The following is a 17615-nucleotide window of genomic DNA, read 5'->3' as shown; positions in this document are numbered from 1 at the left end:
TTGTTACTTCATATTTACACTTCACGACAAAAAACGAACGATGAGGGATTGAATATGTCATCTGCAAGGGGCTGGTCGCCTGAACTGGAAGGGCTGTGAGGTGTTGCGTCGCTCTGGGTATTGGTAGGCCATATCAGCCTGCTGACGCACTGTCACATCGTGCTGGTTTCATCACCGGGTATCGGTGTCGATTTGTTTATTTTGCTTTCGGGCTATCTCATGGCAAAGAATTATGTTGAACGCCAGCATAAAGAGCCGTGGCAAAGTGTTAACACTATCCGCAAATTCTGGACACGACGTTTTTTTCGTATTGCACCGCTTTATTATCTATTGCTCATCGTGGCACTGATCGCTGGCCCATGGTTTAATGCTGGTCACTTAAGGTGACCAGCAACCTTTTTATCCGGATATTTCCTGCTCTTTACCCTCAACTCTCTCGGGTAACTTCGCTCTCTTCTACCCGGTAACACAAGCCATTTCGCCTGTTCATACAGGGTTCTCAGTTCTCCCGGCATTTTTCCCGGCGAAGCCCAGGGCAGGGTTATCAGCATCCGGATTATTTCGCTTATCGCTCCACTGAAGCTCAGCTGGTAAGGCAGGTAATCTCCTTTCAGATGGAACGCCATCTGCACCATCTGATATCGCACCAGGTTATAAGCCAGCAGTACCCCCCATAGCTCCTGTCTCACCAGCTCCGGCAGGCGACTGCGTAATGTCCACCGGCTGTCCAGCATACCCTGCTTTGCTTCCCGGTAGCCCAGTTCTATTTCCCAGCGGTGGCGATATAGCTCGCTGATATCTTTACCCGGATAGCGATTCGGGTCTGTCAGTGACGTCAGCACCTGCCTCTCTTTACCGTCTACCCTGCGGGTCAGCAGTCTTGCCACCATTTCTTCCGGGACCCCTGGCCATTGCTTCCTGGCTCGTGGACTGGTTTTCAGGCATATCAGTTCATCTCCACGCCCCAAACGGCGAACCACCTGATACTGTACGTGTTTTTTCAACGGCAACAACCAGTGACGGTGTTCTCCTGCTGTCTGCCAGTGATGAAGCAGACCCATCGAATAAAATCCCTTATCGAACAGGGTGATACTGTTATTCGGGGTTTTCTCCGTCAGGTGCTCAGCCAGCCGCATTTCACTGACTTTTTCACTGTCGAATGCACTGGCGGCGATCAGATGGCTGCTCAGCTCCATCAGACAAACCATTCGCACCTGAGGATAGCCGCCTTCGCCGTACTGGCTGCTGTGTTTACTGAAGACGGCTCTGTTTTCCGGCGTATCGGCGGTACGCCAGACCACGCCGTCGACAGCAAACAGATTCAGACCGTGCCATTTTGGATGTGCAGCCTGCTGATTCCAGTGCTGCTGTGTGATATCAAAAAGCTCCCGCACTGCATTTTCACCCAGAGTCTTACGGCGCTGAATGACAGCGCTGCGTGCGGTAAAAGGAGCTCCGGTCCGGTCAGTAATATCCATCAGATTGACGATTTCGGTCATCGGACGATCGCAAAAAATGGACATCCCAACGACAAGCCAAATCATGGATTCGAGGGAAAGTTTACGTTTACGCAAAGTAACGGTATCGGTCAGGGTGAGCGCCTGCTGAATAAGCTCGGGAGGAATAAGGTCGGCGAGACTACGGGCGCGCTCAGGAGTGGCGGCATTGATGATGCCGAGGGCCTGGGAAAGTTCCATTTAAAAAGGGTTCCATGATGAACATAGAACCCTTTTTACCGCATAAACCGGATCGGTCAACCGATCCTTAAATGATCGGCATTAGCCCATGGTTTGGTGAAATGCGCGAGACCATTGCCCATTTTTATTCCGCAACCGCAACGCAGAGTTCACGTTACAGTGACCAGTCTTTGGCAAATATTCTGACACACTTCAGTTTCCTTTTCGGTATGCTCCCTGCCTATAGCTTTAACACCGTATTGCCCGACTGGAGTACTGGCCTTGAAATGCAGTTTTATCTGCTGTTCCCCTTTATCATGCTGGCGGTGATGCGTTTCGGCTACGCTACCGCTCTGACGGGCATTATCCTGCTGTGCTGTGCAGCGCGTTTTGTGCTGGCGTATTATTATATGGCTTTTGAAATGCCCTCAATGATCCTGATTAAGTTGAATATGTTTATTGCAGGGATGCTGCTAGCCGAAGACGTGCGGCGCAAGTCAGTGCTGTATGTTGTCTTTGCCCTGCCTGGCCCGGTGGTCAGGGTGATTATTGACCCTCAACCTATCCCTCTGCAGATTGCCATGGAAACACTGATGATCGTGGGTATGCCTGCTATCCTCTGGCAACACACTGAACGGAGCGCGGCGGCACGGCTTGTGGCAATACATCGAAAAATGCTGAATAACCGTCTCAGCACCTGGCTGGGTGACGTCTCTTTCTCGGTGTATCTTTTGCATCTGCTGATTGTCACACCGACTATCGCGTTGCTGCTCACTCACAGCAATCTGCCTGCCAGCAGCGACCTGGTTCGTTTTGCCACCGTCTGCGCCATCACAATTCCACCAGTCTATGTGCTGGCCGCCCTGCTGTTTAAGTTCGTTGAGAAACCAGTAATTTTAACAGGCAAAAAGGTGCTGGCCTCTGCTGAATTGCGCCGGAATCGGACAGGTTAAGCACACTAAGGCCACCAGTGCTTTAGCGCTGAATCTGTCAGCCATAAGACAACCTTTTTGGATTATGGCTATTTCCATTTCCGATCTTCATGCCGGCCGAAATCAAGGTAGTGCCTGACTGCATCCACCCCCGCCACCGCGACATCAGGATTTAATTCATAGTAACGTTTTTCAATAAACCCCGGTGGGACTATTTTGGGTACATATTTTTCTTTTATTTCTGCATATTCAGTTGCCAGCCCCCGGACTTTGAGACTGAGTGTTTTGTCCGTTTTTTACATTTATTCCATTTTTTCAAAAATGCTCATGGCTCCTGGCAGTTGAGGAGACCATAATCTGGTGGTATAATTCCTTTTATTATTCACCGGCCACTGATGATACTCAGATAAATAATTATCAATATTAATCGAATTAATTTTAATGCCTGAGTCCTTTTCAGCATAATTTAAGAATAGCGGTACAAGCGCCGACCATAAAAGCACCTCCATATGCCCCCCTGCAATGCCTCCAGCGGTACCAGGCGCAAATTTTGAATATTTCCGCACAGCTATTTTCCCGCATTCCTCTTTCCGCCCTGTCGTACAGGCATTCACCACATCATTCGCCGTTCCGGCAAACGAAAATCCAGTGCCAATATACCCTCCGGCCTTAAGGAAACGCGCTGCTCTGTCCGCATTACCGACATAGTAAGAATAACCGGGAATGCCACCCAGCCCCACAGTTGACCACTCATGCACCATCGAGCGGCTGGAGAGGTTTAACGCCCGCTTCATGCTTTCATACTGGCGGAATTTCACGGTATAGCGGGCCAGCGATTTTAACAGCGGTTTATTGACCCACTCTTTTAACTGATTCAACAGCTGATTGCGCTCAACGTAAAACTGCTGGCCGATCAGCGTTCCCTGAGTGCGAAACTGATTCTGGTAGCTGGCCTCAATTTCTTCAGTGTCTGCTCAATAGCCCTGAAGTACTTTTCACCTGCATCGCCAGCGGTGCTGAAAATCTTGCCTCCGGCGTCGATCAGCGCAGCAATCAGTCCGTAATGTTTCTGCATAAAGCTGGCATCGTCGCCATTAACGTCGGTAAAAGCAGCACTGGTTTTGTTCTTCAACTGCCTGAGACTGTTAAGCATGTGCATTGTCAGCTGAATAGGTGTATCCGCATTGAGTTTCATAAACAGACTGGTGGCAGGGGAGCGGGTATCCCTGAAGAGTTCCCGTGCCTGACTCTCCAGCGATCCCTGTCTTTCAACGTACAGTATCCGGGTGCAATGCTACGTGACATGAGTCCTTTCTCTGTTCGTTGTTAACTGGACATGATGATTACCACAAGTGGCAGTACCAGAGCTGTAAAAAACCGGGATAAATATAAATAATTCCGCTGCGGTCCGCAAAAAGTGTTGTAACCTGCTAAGAGTGGTTACTACGACACACCGCTTAACATTAAAGTCTCGCCAGTCGGCGGGGATTTTTGCTTTTTAGGGGCAAAAAAACAGCCACCCGTTTCGAGGTGGCTTTTTAGTTTCTGCACTTCTGAAAATGGGCGACTGCTGACAGCTTGCACACTGCCAGCAGCCATTCACCCCATGGATAAGGTCATGAAGTAAACCCGGGCCCATTCCGCCAGCTGGTGGATACACCTTAAAGGATTACTGTATAAAAGAGGGTCTTCCCCTGTTGTGGTGGCTAAGGGCATTATGATGGCAGTCTTGATTTTCTGAGGAGTCTGCCATGGACGAAAAGTCCCTCTATGCCCATATCCTTAACCTGTCCGCACCGTGGCAGGTAAAATCCCTTTCTCTTGATGAAAAATCTGGTTCAGTGACTGTGATTGTCGGCATTGTCGGGCACACTCAACTGACCTGTCCAACATGCGGTAAATCCTGCCCCATACATGACCACCGGCGTCGCAAATGGCGTCACCTCGATACCTGTCAATTCACCACGCTGGTTGAAGCTGATGTACCCCGCATTGACTGCCCCGAGCACGGTTGCCAGACACTGCCGGTTCCGTGGGCGGGGCCAGGCAGCCGCTACACCCTGTTGTTCGAAGCCTTTGTTCTTTCATGGCTGAAAATTAGCACCGTGGATGCTGTCAGAAAGCAGCTCAAACTCAGTTGGAATGCCGTGGACGGCATCATGATGCGCGCAGTAAAACGAGGCCTGGCCCGGATAAAACAACCCTTATCGGCCCGTCATCTCTGCGTGGATGAAGTCGGGTTCAAAAAAGGACACCAGTACGTCACCGTTATCTCTGACAGGCAGGGACGCGCTTTGCAACTGACCGACGATCGCGGTGTAGAAAGTCTTGCCAGTTATCTGCGTAGCCTGAGAGATCACCAGCTTGAAGAGATAAAAACGCTGTCTATGGACATGAACACGGCCTATATCAGTGCTGCACGCATCCATCTCCCCAATGCCGTGGATAAAATCGCCTTCGATCACTTCCATGTGGCAAAAATGTTGTGCGCCATCGTTGATAAAACCCGTCAGGCTGAGATGAAACAGATCCCGTCGTCAGACAGGAAAGACGCCCACCGCTCACGCTACTTATGGTTTTACAGCAAACAAAATCGCTTTGGGCGCCGCGCTGAGAGGTTAGAAGTTGCCCGGCTGGTGTTACCGCAAACGAACCAGTGCTGGGTAATGAAAGAGCTTGCCCGCGATCTGTGGCACCGCCGCTATGACGACCATAGCCGTAAGTTGTGGCAGGAATGGATGGCGATGGCTAAAGACACCGGCATACCACACTCATGGTCAGCATTGCCCGCATGGTGGCAAAGCGGCTTTACGGCATTCTGAATGCGATGAAAAACCGGGTATCGAACGGCAATGCGGAGTCTCTGAACAGTAAAATACGGTTGCTGAGGATCAAGTCACGGGGCTTCAGGAATAAAGAACGGTTCAAGCTGGGCGTAATGTTCCACTACGGGAAGCTGAACACGGCGTTCTGAGTCTCCCACCATGATCGGGGAAGTCCCATAAAAGACCAGCAATAATGTTACCTTCGGCTCTGTATGTTCCGGTATTGAAGCGGCAGGTGTCGCCTGGGTGCCCCGGGCTTCAAAGGGGTATGGTTCAGTAAAATTGAGCCGTTCCCATGCTGCGTCCTGGCCACACACTGGCCTTTAACACCTGATTATGGCGACATGAACACACTGGCAGCCAGACTGAATAATGAAGAGATTCAGGCACCATATATTCTCATCGGCGGTTCACCCATCTGTACCGGAACTGAAAGTTAATCACACCTCGTGGCGTAATCCTTGCTCCCGGCCCGTCTGAATCTGTTATTTCCAGTGCGCCAGAATATGGTTTACCATAGATAGAACGTAGCCTGGTGTCGCTGATAGCCATAATAATATTTTGTACTCCCCTGATTTTATGTACTCAACGTGCCATGTACTAACGAATATATCGACAATCATGCTTATACAATAATATCTAAAAACAGATAAAACAATAAAAAAACAATATAAAACAAAAACATAAATCAACTATCGTGGGCAATTAAATACAGTGAAAGACCAGCAAATACAGCCAAGCTTCCTCTTCCACGATTATGAGACTTTCGGCCAAAGCCCGTCTCTGGACCGCCCTGCCCAGTTCGCGGCTGTTCGTACGGATATGGACTTCAACATTATCGGTGAGCCGGAAGTATTTTACTGTCAGCCTGGGGATGACTATCTCCCGCAGCCTGAAGCGGTAATGATCACAGGTATTACGCCTCAGGCCGCACGGGCAAAAGGAATAACCGAAGCCGCCTTCGCTCGACGTATCCACCAGCTCTTTAGTAAACCGGGAACCTGCATTGTCGGCTATAACAATGTTCGCTTCGATGATGAAGTCACGCGGAATCTGATGTACCGCAATTTCCACGACCCTTATGGCTGGAGTTGGCAACATGGCAACAGCCGTTGGGACCTGCTGGACGTTATGCGCGCCTGTTATGCTCTTCGCCCTGATGGCATTGAATGGCCAGAAAATGATGATGGTTTTCCCAGTTTCCGTCTGGAGCATCTCACTAACGCTAATGGTGTTGCACATCAGAACGCGCACGATGCCATGTCTGACGTCTGGGCCACCATCGCCATGGCAAAATTGGTGAAAGAGAAACAGCCCCGCCTTTACGACTTTCTTTTTAGCCATCGCAACAAGCAAAAAATCATGCATCTGGTGGATATTCCACAGATGAAGCCGCTGGTTCATATCTCAGGTATGTTCGGCGTATTTCGCGGCAACACCAGCTGGATCGCTCCACTGGCCTGGCATCCGGTGAATAAAAATGCCCTGATTGTCTGTGATTTAGCCGGTGATATGACCCCACTGCTGGAGCTGGACTCCGACGCGTTGCGGACGCGTCTGTATACGCGACGCGAGCAGCTGGCAGACTCGTCTCCGGTACCTGTTAAGCTGCTCCACATCAACAAATGCCCGGTGGTCGCGCCTGCTAATACCCTGCGCCCGGACGATGCCAAACGGCTTGGGATTTCCCGTCAGCGCTGTCTGGACAACCTTGCTTTATTACGGAAGCACCCGGAGATTCGTGAAAAGGTAGTGGCTGTATTTGTCGGTACAGAGCCATTCACCCCTTCAAATAATGTGGACGCGCAGCTTTATGACGGTTTTTTCAGCGACGCAGACCGCACCGCAATGAATATTATTCAGCAGACTACGCCGGAGCATTTGCCCGCGCTGGATCTCACCTTCAACGATCCACGGATTGCAAAGCTGCTTTTTCGCTATCGCGCACGTAATTTCCCCGGCACGCTGGATGAGGCAGAACAACTTCGCTGGCTGCAGCATCGCCGTGACATGCTCAGCCCTGAACGGGTACGGGATTATGTTGAACGGCTTGAAAGCCTGTTTGTGCAGTATGAAGGGGATAAAAGCAGAATAGTTCAGTTAAAGGCGTTATTTGACTATGCCAGGGAGCTGGTTTCATAAGAATAACAATCACGTTGAACGGCATCTCTGGCTTGTCCTGAAACCCCTATTCTCTGGTCTGAGGCCGCAGTATTTTTACTATGCGCTCCCTCTGGCAAAGCCACAGCAGACAGGTTGACAACGCGTGGATTGAATTGGGCAGTACCAGGCACCCTTATAAGGACGCTCCCCCTCTCTGCCTTTGGCTGTAAGTTCCACAGCCAAAGGCAGAACGGCCGGTCACCCGGCGGTGAAAACAAAAAAGAGCAGCCAGCCGTTCTTTTTTTATTATCAACACTAAACCACCTCCTGTGGAGGTGGTGATCGTTCATGTGGGGCTTTGCCCGTAGAATGCCCATGTTAAATACTGTCCCGGTTTGTTACCAGCAAATCAAGGAGTAAATAGCATGAGCAGATATGAATCCGCTTCCCACGTATCCTATCGCTGTCAGTATCATCTCGTATGGACACCGAAGTACAGATACAAAACCCTCAAAGGTCATCTCGGTAAAGAGGTTTACCGCAGCATCTACATTTACAGCAATATGAAAAAATGCACAGTAGTTGAGCTAAATGTGCAGATAGATCATATACATCTGGTGGTGAGGACGCAGCCGGGCTTGAGTGTTTCTGAGTTGATGGGATTTGTGAAAGGGCGAACGGCCATCAGGCTGTTCGAGAAGTTTCCTTATCTCAGGAAGCACAAGCTTTGGTGTAACCACTTTTGGCAAAGAGGGTATTTTGTGGATTCGGTGGGTGCAAAAGAAGAAGTAATTCGAAGGTATGTACGGTACCAGGGCAAGGTTGCCAAAGAGGAAGAAGAAAGGCAAATACAGCTCGGACTGACCCTGTAAATAATTCTGTGTAACTGCCGCCACGTCAAAGGTGAACGCTCAGGCGGTCACCGAACTCAATAATAAAGCGGCTCATCGCCAGCCGACAGTTCTGGATCGGCATACTCCATTTTTTCGATGCCGACTGGATTGCCAGGTAAATAACCTTTCGCACTGAGTCATCCGTCGGGAATACCTTGCGTTTCTTAATGGCGGCACGGATCACGCTGTTCAGCGACTCAATGGCATTCGTGGTGTAGATAGCTTTTCGGATGTCAGACGGATAGCCGAAGAACGTATTGAGGTTTTCCCCGTGCGCACGCCAGCTTTTGCTGATTTGTATTAGTCGCGACTTGATCTGACACTGGACCTTGAAAGGTTGAGAGTTACCGGTTTTGATATGGGTGTCTAATCCTTAAACAAAACGCGAGGTAACTCTCATGATTCATACTAACAATCCCATCATCAAACACAAAGCCGGCCTGCTCAATCTCGCCGAAGAACTCGGTAACGTATCAAAAGCCTGCAAGATCATGGGCGTGTCACGCGACACGTTTTACCGTTATCAGGAACTGGCTGCTGAAGGCGGCATCGATGCGCTGATTAACCAGAACCGCCGCGTCCCCAACCTGAAGAACCGCGCCGACGAAGCCACTGAACGCGCTGTTGTTGAATATGCCGTTGAGTTCCCGGCCCACGGGCAACACCGGACCAGTAATGAGCTGCGTAAAAAAGGCGTGTTTATCTCCGGTAGCGGCGTGCGCTCCATCTGGCAACGGCACGACCTGGAGAACTTCCGTAAACGCCTGAAGGCACTTGAGGAAAAGGTCGCCAGAGAAGGCATCGTGCTTACCGACGCTCAAATCGCAGCGCTGGAGAAGAAGGCCCACGATGACGAGGCCAGCGGAGAAATCGAAACTGCTCACCCGGGTTATCTCGGGTCGCAGGACACCTTCTACGTGGGCAATCTGAAAGGTGTGGGTCGTATCTACCAGCAGACGTTCGTGGATACGTACTCGAAAGTGGCACACTGCAAACTGTATACGAGTAAAACGCCGATCACCGCCGCAGACCTGCTCAATGATCGCGTACTGCCGTTCTACGAGGCTCAGGGACTGCCGATGCTGAGGATCCTGACCGACAGGGGAACGGAGTACTGTGGTAAGGTGGAGCAGCATGATTACCAGCTGTATCTGGCCATCAACGATATCGACCATACAAAAACGAAGGCGATGTCTCCGCAGACGAACGGCATCTGCGAGCGCTTCCATAAAACTATTTTGCAGGATTTTTATCAGGTTACGTTCCGTAAGAAGTTATACGAAGACCTGGAGAGCCTGCAAACGGATCTGGACAACTGGTTGTGGCATTACAATAATGAGCGAACTCATCAGGGAAAAATGTGCTGCGGGCGTACGCCAATGGCCACGTTACTTGATGGTAAACGAGTCTGGGCAGAAAAAAATCTGAACCAGATGTAATCTGACAGACACCTGTATAAATAACCGGTAACTGTCAGATCAGGTCTGAGCTAGTACAGCTGATTTGTGGATATTTGTCATCCCATTCTTCGGCGAACGCAGCCAGCGCCATCCGTGCGGCCGCTTCTGTTGGTGCCTGATAAACGGTTTTCAGCCCGCCCGTGACCGCTTTGTAGTCCTTCCACGCCACGTATTTCAGGCGGTTACGCACCATGTGGATGATGCACAGCTGGATGTGAGTCTGCAGATAGACGCTGTTTATCGCATCCGGGAAGCCCTTCAGGCCATCCACGCAGGCAATCAGGATGTCCTGAAGGCCGCGATTTTTAAGTTCCGTCAGCACGTTCAGCCAGAACTTTGCACCTTCATTTTCAGCCAGCCGCATCCCCGGAAGCTCTTTCCGGCCTTCGGTATTGATGCCCGGTGCCAGGAACACCGCTTTGTTAATCACGCTGCCATTCTGACGAACCTTAACAACAATACAGTCCAGATAAACAATGGGATAGAGCGCATCCAGCTGGCGATTCTGCCATTCGGCGACCTGCTCTTTAACGGCATCCGTGACTTTTGATATCAGGGCCGGTGACACATCAGCATCGTACATCTCTTTGAACGTATCGACGATTTCCCGCGTGGTCATGCCTTTGGTGCGTATTCCGATGATTCCGGTCAGTGATTCCGACGATTTCGATCGCGCTTCCCGCGCTGGTTATTTCTTCCTTTAGTTTTTAACCCGTCTGATCGGTTTGCGCCAGGTTACGCATTGATTCGCCCCTGAGCTCAACGCGATGTCCGTTGTGCAGTAGCCGGTCCATCAGGGCATCGGCTACCGTCGGGTTGCCTACCAGCTTGTACCATTCACTCACCGGTAGCTGACTGATGATGATGGTGCTTCCCCGCTGGTATCTGTCCTCCATCACTTCCAGCAGATCTGAGGCCTGGCGGGTGTTCAGCTTTTAAAGGCCCCAGTCATCAAGGATGAGCAGGTCCTTTTTCGACAGATGCAGCAGTTGCTTCTGGTAACTCCCGTCGGCATGCCCGATATTCAGGTCATCAAGCAGTCGTGTCAGCCGGTAGTACACCACCTGGATATGCTGCTGGCAGGCCTGCTCACCCAGGGCACAGGCAACGTACGTTTTTCCGCATCCCGTGGGGCCGGTGATCAGCACATTTTCATGACGGTGAACATAGGTGCCTGTCAGCAGCTGTACCAGCAACTGCCGGTTCAGGCCCCGTTCCGGCCGGTAGTCAAGCTGTGAAGGCTGCGCATCCAGTCTCAGTTTCGACTGTCTTCGCAGACGGTTGACCTTCGAGACCTCCTGCTGCAGCAGTTCGTGCTCCAGCAGGAGGCCCAGCCGTTCCTCGAAGCTCAGCGAGGTGTAGGTCATCGGCTGCGACCATTGCAACTCCAGCGCGTTGCTCATGTGCCCCAGCCGCAGGGCGCGTATCTGTTCCAGCAGGTTGTTGTGCATTATTTTCTCCTCAGTGGTAGTACCCGGCACCGCGTACGTTGCTGTGCTCTACAGGGGACTCATCCGGCACTTCGTCTTTCAGCCGGTCCCGGTGGTTTGTCAGCAGGTTCAGGATCACCTGACGCCATGGGCGCTCCAGTAACAGCGCCTGCTGGCAGGCGTTTTCCAGCCGGGTATCGCCATATTCACGGCTGAGATTGAGCAGACCCAGGCAGGTCCGGTAAGCCTGTTCCGGATGTGCGCGATGGTGCAGGTGCCATGCCACCACGGCACGGGTGGTGCTGCCGATGCTCTCGCCCCACGACACCAGCCTTTCCGGGCTCCATCGCTGTCGGCGATGGGATTCCGGCATATGCTCTGCTTGCGTGGTGAAGCCACCCTGTTGCTGTGCCCGTGGATGCCGGGCTACCAGTGTTCCACGGTGATAGAGGCAGATGAGCCTGGCACCGGCTTCGATATCGATATGACTGCCGACCAGCGCATGGGGCACAGAGTACGCATGTTTGCTGTACAGCACGTGATAGTCCGGGCCGACCTTTGCCCGGCGGATATCAACGTATTCATACCAGTATGGCGGGAGAGCCTTCAGGGCGGGTTTATCCAGTTGTTCATACAGGCTTTTCCTGCAACCCGGCAACCGACGGAACGGCCGCTCATTCAGTTCCTGCAGTAGCTCACTGATGGCCAGATTCAGCGCGGCCAGCGTATGGAACACTTCATGCCGCAACCGCATCAGGATCCAGCGCTCCACGACCAGAACGGCATTTTCGACTTTGGGTTTGTCTTTCGGTTTGCGGGGCCGGGCCGGGATCATCGCCGTGTTATAGTGCCGGGCCAGCTTGCGATAGTTCTCGTTCAGCACCGGCTCGTAGCGGTCTGCGCGGCTGACCGCTGCTTTCAGATTATCCGGCACAAGAAGCTGGGGAACACCGCCGAAGAACTCGAACGCCCTGACGTGGGCCATCAGCCAGCTTTCCTGCCGCTGGTTTTCACAGGCCTCAACATAGGTGTAGTTTGAGGCACCGAATGTGGCCACGAAGATGTGAGCCTGCCGGACCTCACCCGTATCCGGGTTGATAACAGGGATCGTCGGCCCGCAGAAGTCGAGGAACAGTTTCTCACCGGCGACATGATGCTGACGCATGCTATGCTTCTGTAGCTTCAGCCAGTCGTTGTAGAGGTTGCAGAACTGGCTGTAGCCGTAGGCATTTTCGCCAGCGTCCTGTTGATATTCCTGCCAGAGCAGGATTTTGGTCATCCCCTTACGCTTCAGTTCCTGATGGCACAGCGGGAAGTCCGGCATCCGTTTATGGCTGTCGCGGGCGCGTCCGGTATAGAGCAACGTTTCGAGCTGTGATTCCGTCATCTCCTCCGGCAGGGGCCACGCCAGCTGGCTTCCCCTGAAGCGGGTGACCACATCAGATACGGTGCTGCACCCGATATTCAGACAGGCTGAGATGCTCCTGTTGGGCAGGTGACAGTCAAATTTAAGGCGCAGCAGTTCTTTAATTTTACTCATCCGCGTTCTCAGTCTTGCCATGGCGACACGTCTCCGGAAGATGGGTTATCAGGAGAAAGTGTTGTCCATTGTTTTAAAAGTGAAAAGCGCGGGATTCCGACGACAGGATCACGGATTCCGACGGATGGCCAAATCTGGCCGGAACAAATCGGAATTCGTGGTCGAATTAAATCGGAAAGTGCGATCGGATTAAATCGGAATCAATGGTCGGTTTGGGTCGGAATACGCATTTGGCATACAAGGATAAAATCTGGCTGTCCATCTGCGTGATACGCGTCTGATTCTTCTTAATCAGCTGAGGTTCAAAGGTATTTTCCCGGTCGCGCGGCGTGTTTAGCCCGATTTCACCGTCGTCGCACAGCAGCGTTTTCGAAGAGTAGCCGTTGCGGGTATTGGTGCCGGTTTTAGGGGCATTTTTCTCATGCCCGAGGTGGTCAGTCAGTTCTGCATTGAGTGCCGTTTCAACGGTCAGCTTCGTGAGCATGCGGGAAAACTGATTAAGGTCGGCCTCAGTTTTGAGGCCTTTGGCCAGTTCAGCAGCAAGGGCCTTAAGTTTCTTCTCGTCCATAATTTGCCTGTCTCCATTGTTGGAGTGAACATATCAAAAACAGGCAATTACACAATTTTAATTACAGTCTCACTAAGTCCAGACTCAGAGAGCCTTCCCTTCACACTTCTTTCAGTGGAAGCTGGCTCTCTTCAACTTCATGTTTTTCCTGATACTTCACGTACTTTATTATCATTTCTTCGTTTATACCTACGGTATCGACACAATAACCTCTTGCCCAAAAATCATTCCCCCACTGCTTGTTCTTACGCAGGCAGGGAAATTTACTGAACAATCGAAGGGCTGTTTTACCCTTTAAGTCGCCTGTTACATGGGAAATCGAAAGCCGTGGAGGCACTTTTACCCGCAAATGGACATGGTCTGTCTGGTCATTCAGCTCCACTACTTCTATCCCGGGCTGCTCACCTGAGATCCTTATCTGCTTACAGACCTCTTTACCAACATTGTTACTAAGGATGCGAAACCGGTACCTGGGTGTGCATACGATATGATATTGACAACACCAGAGCACATGAGATGCTTTCTGGTATCTGCTCATGGTTAAATCCCTGGCAGTTATGGGGATAACAGATTCGGATTTTCCCATGAGTAGCATGACTGGCAGAGCCAGCTTATTGCTGACCACCTCCACAGGAGGTGGTGTTCATGCAGGGATAAAAAAGGCCCCGTAATTTACGGGGCCTTTAAGCAGCTTTGCTACATTGGCTCTTCAGTACATTGCGGCACGGGATGACGGAAGCTTCGGGTAACAACGGCAAGATAAATCAAGCCAATGCCAGCCCAAATCAGACCGAGGGTCATGGAGCTTGCTTCCAGACTTACCCAAAGTGCTCCCACCGTCAGCGCACCACACAGCGGCAGTAACAGGAAATTGACGTTATCCTTGAGCGTTTTGTTACGTCCTTCGCGGATCCAGAACTGAGAAATAACCGAGAGATTCACAAAGGTAAACGCCACCAGCGCCCCAAAGTTGATCAGCGCTGTTGCCGTCACCAGATCAAAGGTAATCGCGCTAAGGGCAATCCCCCCCACCAGCACCACATTCAGCGCTGGCGTTCGCCATTTTGGATGGATGTAGCCAAAGAAACGCTCTGGAAAAACGCCATCACGCCCCATGACGTACATGAGGCGAGAAACGCCCGCATGAGCCGCCATCCCCGACGCCAGCACCGTGACGCAGGAGAAGATCAGGATACCAAACTGGAATGCCTTACCCGCTACATAGAGCATAATTTCCGGCTGTGACGCATCGGGGTTTTTAAAGCGAGAAATATCCGGGAAATAGAGCTGCAGGAAATAGGAAACGACAATAAAAATAACGCCGCCAATGAGTGCGGTCAAAAAGATAGCCTTTGGAATAACGCGCCCGGCATCTTTGGTTTCTTCTGAAAGCGAACTGATACCGTCAAAACCGAGAAACGAGAAGCACAAAATGGTTGCGCCCGTAATCATTGGCACGACATGGGCGCTTTCAGACCAAAATGGCCGGCTGCTAGCCAGGGTTCCGGCACCTTCACCGTGCGCAACGCCGTAAATGACCATCGACATAATGACCACCATCACCACGACCTGCAACACCACGATAACGCTGTTGAAGTTGGCAACGGTTTTAATGCCCTTCAGATTAGAGAGCGTCATAAAGCCCACCAGCAACACCACGAAAATCCATGCGGGAATACCGGGAAGCAGCGCTTCAAAATAAATTTTAGCCAGCAGGATATTGATCATCGGCATGAACAAATAGTCCAGCAGGGATGACCAGCCCACCATAAAGCCCACATGCGGGCTGATCGCTTTCTGCGCGTAGGTATAAGCAGAACCCGCAGAGGGGAAGCGGCGAACCAGCTTGCCATAGCTTAATGCGGTAAAAAGGATAGCAATCAAGGCGAAAGCATAAGCGGTGGCCACGTGACCGTCGGTCAGGCCGGAGACGATACCGAACGTGTCGAACAGGGTCATCGGCTGCATATAGGCCAGTCCCATCATCACCACCGGTAACAAAGTCAGTGACTTTTTGAGCTGCGCACGCGGCTGGGCGGCAGAGGTCTGAGGATTATGCAACATTATTGAGCCTCCCATGAGTTTCAACCTTTCCGGATTGAACCACAGGGAAACTTCGCATCAGGCGAGCGTTTTTCTTCGTAATAGTAATAAGCGGAAAAGTAGCGGTAAAAGAAAAACCTGCTGTTGCGCCGTAGTCGTCGCGCAGACGTTTACCGGCAGCGGCCGACGTGATCAAATGCTGACCCATCTTTCATTCCTCAATCAGACACAAAGTGTGTATTAACGTAATTTTACATCCGGCGTCTGGCCCGCGACGGAAGACCTGAATCGTCGGCAAAAAATAACCGACGCAATGAAATCGCATCGGTTATCTGTGTATTTTGCAGGGGGATATTCTGCACCATTCAGGAGCACGAAAACAAGGGGGTCATCCGGCCGCAAACGTACTTCGCGTGCTGAAAGAAAAACATCGCAGCACATTCAGGTGTTTTTCAGCATCCAGTCGATTTACGTGGCGGTAATCAGCCGCTCAAAATGCATCAGTTCATGATGTTTACAGCTGTGCCAGACAAAGCTGAAACGCTCAACCAACAGTTTTTGTAAGGCATGGCTCTGCTCAAATTCATACAGCGCACCACTTTGACGGGTTGGCAGAGGGTTGCCCTCCACTTCATGACAGCTGCCTTTCACATCCAGTGACAGTGGGTTGTCAACTCCATGCGGGATCCCGGCGAGTACCGCAGCCACCACCAGGTAGGGATTGGCGTCCGCACCCTCTCCCGGTATTCAACACGGTGGTTATCGCTATCACCACAGGGAATGCTCAAAGCCACGGTGCGATTGTTATGGCCCCATGACGCCTGTAGGGAATACCCCGCAAGGAGCGGCCAGATTTGCAGCTCACCAGTCAGACGCATCTGCCTATTCGAAAGGCAATCTGCAAATGTAACCGTTACCAAATGATTACCATTTATGATTTTTCTTAGAGGCTAATTACTTGCTTAATCGCCTTATTCATGAATTTTCAACTTATGTAAACGATTCCATTTATCCAAACTCGATCACGCTTTCTGTTTTGGCACTGTGCTATTTTTCTGTGAATCACCTGTAACATAAGAAGGTCATCAGGATTTACCATGCAAACATTCAACCCGGTCGACCATCCTCACCGCCGCTATAATCCTTTATCCGATCAGTGGATTCTTGTTTCACCGCACCGCGCAAAACGTCCCTGGCAGGGTGCGCAGGAGATCCCTTCACAACAACAGCTACCCACTCACGATCCTGACTGTTTTCTCTGTCCGGGCAATCGCCGCGTGACCGGTGACAATAACCCCAGCTATACCGGCACCTGGGTGTTTACTAACGATTTTGCCGCCCTGATGACTGATACGCCGGATGCAAAAGCCAGTGAAGATAACCTGATGCGTTACGAAAGCGCACGTGGAACCAGTCGGGTAATCTGCTTCTCGCCGGATCACAGTAAAACCCTGCCGGAACTTTCTCTTGCTGCTTTGGAGCAAATCATCACGACCTGGCAGGCGCAGACCGCCGAGCTGGGACAGCGCTACCCCTGGGTGCAGGTGTTTGAGAATAAAGGGGCAGCGATGGGATGTTCAAACCCCCATCCGCATGGTCAGGTTTGGGCTAACAGCTTCCTGCCGAATGAAGCGAAACGTGAAGATGACTTACAACGCACTTATTTTGCACAACATCAGTCGCCCATGCTGCTGGACTACAGCGCACGTGAACGTGCAGACGGCAGCCGGACCGTGGTGGAAACTGAACACTGGCTGGCCGTGGTTCCCTGGTGGGCGGCCTGGCCGTTTGAAACCTTGCTGCTGCCAAAAGCGCACGTAAAACGCATTATTGATTTGAACGATGCCCAGCGTACTGACCTAGCACTGGCCTTAAAAAAACTCACCAGCCGCTATGACAACCTCTTTCAGTGCTCATTCCCCTATTCAATGGGCTGGCACAGTGCGCCATTTAATGGTGAAAACAACGATCACTGGCAGCTTCACGCCCATTTTTATCCTCCGCTATTGCGCTCCGCTTCAGTACGGAAATTTATGGTGGGATACGAGATGCTGGCAGAGACCCAGCGCGACTTAACGGCGGAGCAGGCAGCCGAGCGGCTGCGTTCCGTCAGTGATATTCATTTCCGCGAGACGGGAGCATAAC

Annotated in this window: 9 protein-coding genes and 10 pseudogenes; 7 read left to right on the top strand and 12 right to left on the bottom strand. The window is 51.5% G+C overall.

Annotated features, from left to right (window positions below; translation table 11 throughout):
- Window positions 1–54: 54 nt before the first annotated feature.
- Window positions 55–366: pseudogene (locus tag LU633_RS09215) on the top strand (acyltransferase family protein); the annotation flags it as partial.
- An 8-nt stretch (window positions 367–374) separates the two neighbouring features.
- On the opposite strand, the gene LU633_RS09210 reads toward LU633_RS09215, so the two are convergent.
- On the bottom strand, window positions 375–1697 hold the full coding sequence (locus LU633_RS09210) for an IS4 family transposase (RefSeq protein WP_046371795.1): 1323 nt from the start codon (window positions 1695–1697) through the stop codon (window positions 375–377).
- Between the two features lie 86 nt (window positions 1698–1783).
- On the opposite strand from LU633_RS09210, the pseudogene LU633_RS09205 reads away from it, so the two are divergent.
- Window positions 1784–2629: pseudogene (locus LU633_RS09205) on the top strand (acyltransferase); the annotation flags it as partial.
- Window positions 2630–3064: 435 nt separating this feature from the next.
- On the opposite strand, the pseudogene LU633_RS09200 reads toward LU633_RS09205, so the two are convergent.
- Window positions 3065–3913: pseudogene (locus LU633_RS09200) on the bottom strand (hypothetical protein).
- A gap of 446 nt (window positions 3914–4359) precedes the next feature.
- Here LU633_RS09200 and LU633_RS09195 point away from each other — a divergent pair.
- Window positions 4360–5582: pseudogene (locus tag LU633_RS09195) on the top strand (ISL3 family transposase).
- 253 nt (window positions 5583–5835) lie between these two features.
- On the opposite strand, the pseudogene LU633_RS09190 reads toward LU633_RS09195, so the two are convergent.
- Window positions 5836–5985 (bottom strand): annotated as a pseudogene (locus LU633_RS09190) (integrase); the annotation flags it as partial.
- Window positions 5986–6147: 162 nt separating this feature from the next.
- Between LU633_RS09190 and sbcB the strand changes: the two are divergent.
- Window positions 6148–7575, top strand: a complete 1428-nt coding sequence (gene sbcB, locus LU633_RS09185) for an exodeoxyribonuclease I (RefSeq protein ID WP_016191990.1) — start codon at window positions 6148–6150, stop codon at window positions 7573–7575.
- A 386-nt stretch (window positions 7576–7961) separates the two neighbouring features.
- The gene (gene tnpA, locus LU633_RS09180) at window positions 7962–8408 is read left to right on the top strand and encodes an IS200/IS605 family transposase (protein ID WP_016191989.1); all 447 of its coding nucleotides are present in this window, start codon (window positions 7962–7964) and stop codon (window positions 8406–8408) included.
- 25 nt (window positions 8409–8433) lie between these two features.
- Here the strand turns inward: tnpA (LU633_RS09180) and LU633_RS09175 are convergent.
- A pseudogene (locus tag LU633_RS09175) lies at window positions 8434–8727 on the bottom strand (transposase); the annotation flags it as partial.
- 100 nt (window positions 8728–8827) lie between these two features.
- Between LU633_RS09175 and LU633_RS09170 the strand changes: the two are divergent.
- Window positions 8828–9868 carry an IS481 family transposase gene (locus tag LU633_RS09170; protein WP_046371813.1) on the top strand — a complete coding sequence of 347 codons (1041 nt, stop codon included), beginning with the start codon at window positions 8828–8830 and terminating at the stop codon, window positions 9866–9868.
- A gap of 58 nt (window positions 9869–9926) precedes the next feature.
- On the opposite strand, the pseudogene LU633_RS09165 reads toward LU633_RS09170, so the two are convergent.
- From LU633_RS09165 to LU633_RS09130, 8 genes and pseudogenes are all read right to left on the bottom strand, one after another.
- Window positions 9927–10517 (bottom strand): annotated as a pseudogene (locus tag LU633_RS09165) (IS256 family transposase); the annotation flags it as partial.
- 79 nt (window positions 10518–10596) lie between these two features.
- Window positions 10597–11340: pseudogene (gene istB, locus LU633_RS09160) on the bottom strand (IS21-like element helper ATPase IstB).
- A 10-nt stretch (window positions 11341–11350) separates the two neighbouring features.
- Window positions 11351–12880: an IS21 family transposase gene (gene istA / locus LU633_RS09155; protein WP_046371812.1), complete on the bottom strand. Its 1530-nt coding sequence runs from the start codon at window positions 12878–12880 to the stop codon at window positions 11351–11353.
- A 208-nt stretch (window positions 12881–13088) separates the two neighbouring features.
- Window positions 13089–13427 (bottom strand): annotated as a pseudogene (locus LU633_RS09150) (transposase); the annotation flags it as partial.
- Window positions 13428–13527: 100 nt separating this feature from the next.
- Window positions 13528–13965: an IS200/IS605 family transposase gene (gene tnpA / locus LU633_RS09145; protein ID WP_046371836.1), complete on the bottom strand. Its 438-nt coding sequence runs from the start codon at window positions 13963–13965 to the stop codon at window positions 13528–13530.
- 158 nt (window positions 13966–14123) lie between these two features.
- Window positions 14124–15491 carry an APC family permease gene (locus LU633_RS09140; RefSeq protein ID WP_016191987.1) on the bottom strand — a complete coding sequence of 456 codons (1368 nt, stop codon included), beginning with the start codon at window positions 15489–15491 and terminating at the stop codon, window positions 14124–14126.
- Window positions 15481–15678 carry a hypothetical protein gene (locus LU633_RS09135; RefSeq protein ID WP_016191986.1) on the bottom strand — a complete coding sequence of 66 codons (198 nt, stop codon included), beginning with the start codon at window positions 15676–15678 and terminating at the stop codon, window positions 15481–15483. Before LU633_RS09135 ends, LU633_RS09140 begins: the two co-directional genes overlap by 11 nt.
- Before the next feature lie 260 nt (window positions 15679–15938).
- Window positions 15939–16294 (bottom strand): annotated as a pseudogene (locus tag LU633_RS09130) (glutamine synthetase); the annotation flags it as partial.
- Window positions 16295–16567: 273 nt separating this feature from the next.
- On the opposite strand from LU633_RS09130, the gene galT reads away from it, so the two are divergent.
- On the top strand, window positions 16568–17614 hold the full coding sequence (galT, locus tag LU633_RS09125; RefSeq protein ID WP_016191984.1) for a galactose-1-phosphate uridylyltransferase: 1047 nt from the start codon (window positions 16568–16570) through the stop codon (window positions 17612–17614).
- Window position 17615: the final 1 nt, after the last annotated feature.

It is taken from the genome of Erwinia tracheiphila (genome assembly GCF_021365465.1).
Taxonomy (GTDB): domain Bacteria; phylum Pseudomonadota; class Gammaproteobacteria; order Enterobacterales; family Enterobacteriaceae; genus Erwinia; species Erwinia tracheiphila.
The sequence above is the reverse complement of the archived record's forward strand: the minus strand, read 5'-3'. Positions and strand labels throughout refer to the sequence as shown.

What these genes read in the sequence shown, in the direction of transcription:
- LU633_RS09170 (WP_046371813.1), top strand. Translation starts at nt 8,828, where the DNA reads ATGATTCATACTAACAATCCCATCATCAAACACAAAGCCGGCCTGCTC.
- LU633_RS09210 (WP_046371795.1), bottom strand. Translation starts at nt 1,697, where the DNA reads ATGGAACTTTCCCAGGCCCTCGGCATCATCAATGCCGCCACTCCTGAG.
- galT (WP_016191984.1), top strand. Translation starts at nt 16,568, where the DNA reads ATGCAAACATTCAACCCGGTCGACCATCCTCACCGCCGCTATAATCCT.
- LU633_RS09135 (WP_016191986.1), bottom strand. Translation starts at nt 15,678, where the DNA reads ATGGGTCAGCATTTGATCACGTCGGCCGCTGCCGGTAAACGTCTGCGC.
- tnpA (WP_016191989.1), top strand. Translation starts at nt 7,962, where the DNA reads ATGAGCAGATATGAATCCGCTTCCCACGTATCCTATCGCTGTCAGTAT.
- LU633_RS09140 (WP_016191987.1), bottom strand. Translation starts at nt 15,491, where the DNA reads ATGTTGCATAATCCTCAGACCTCTGCCGCCCAGCCGCGTGCGCAGCTC.
- tnpA (WP_046371836.1), bottom strand. Translation starts at nt 13,965, where the DNA reads ATGAGCAGATACCAGAAAGCATCTCATGTGCTCTGGTGTTGTCAATAT.
- istA (WP_046371812.1), bottom strand. Translation starts at nt 12,880, where the DNA reads ATGGCAAGACTGAGAACGCGGATGAGTAAAATTAAAGAACTGCTGCGC.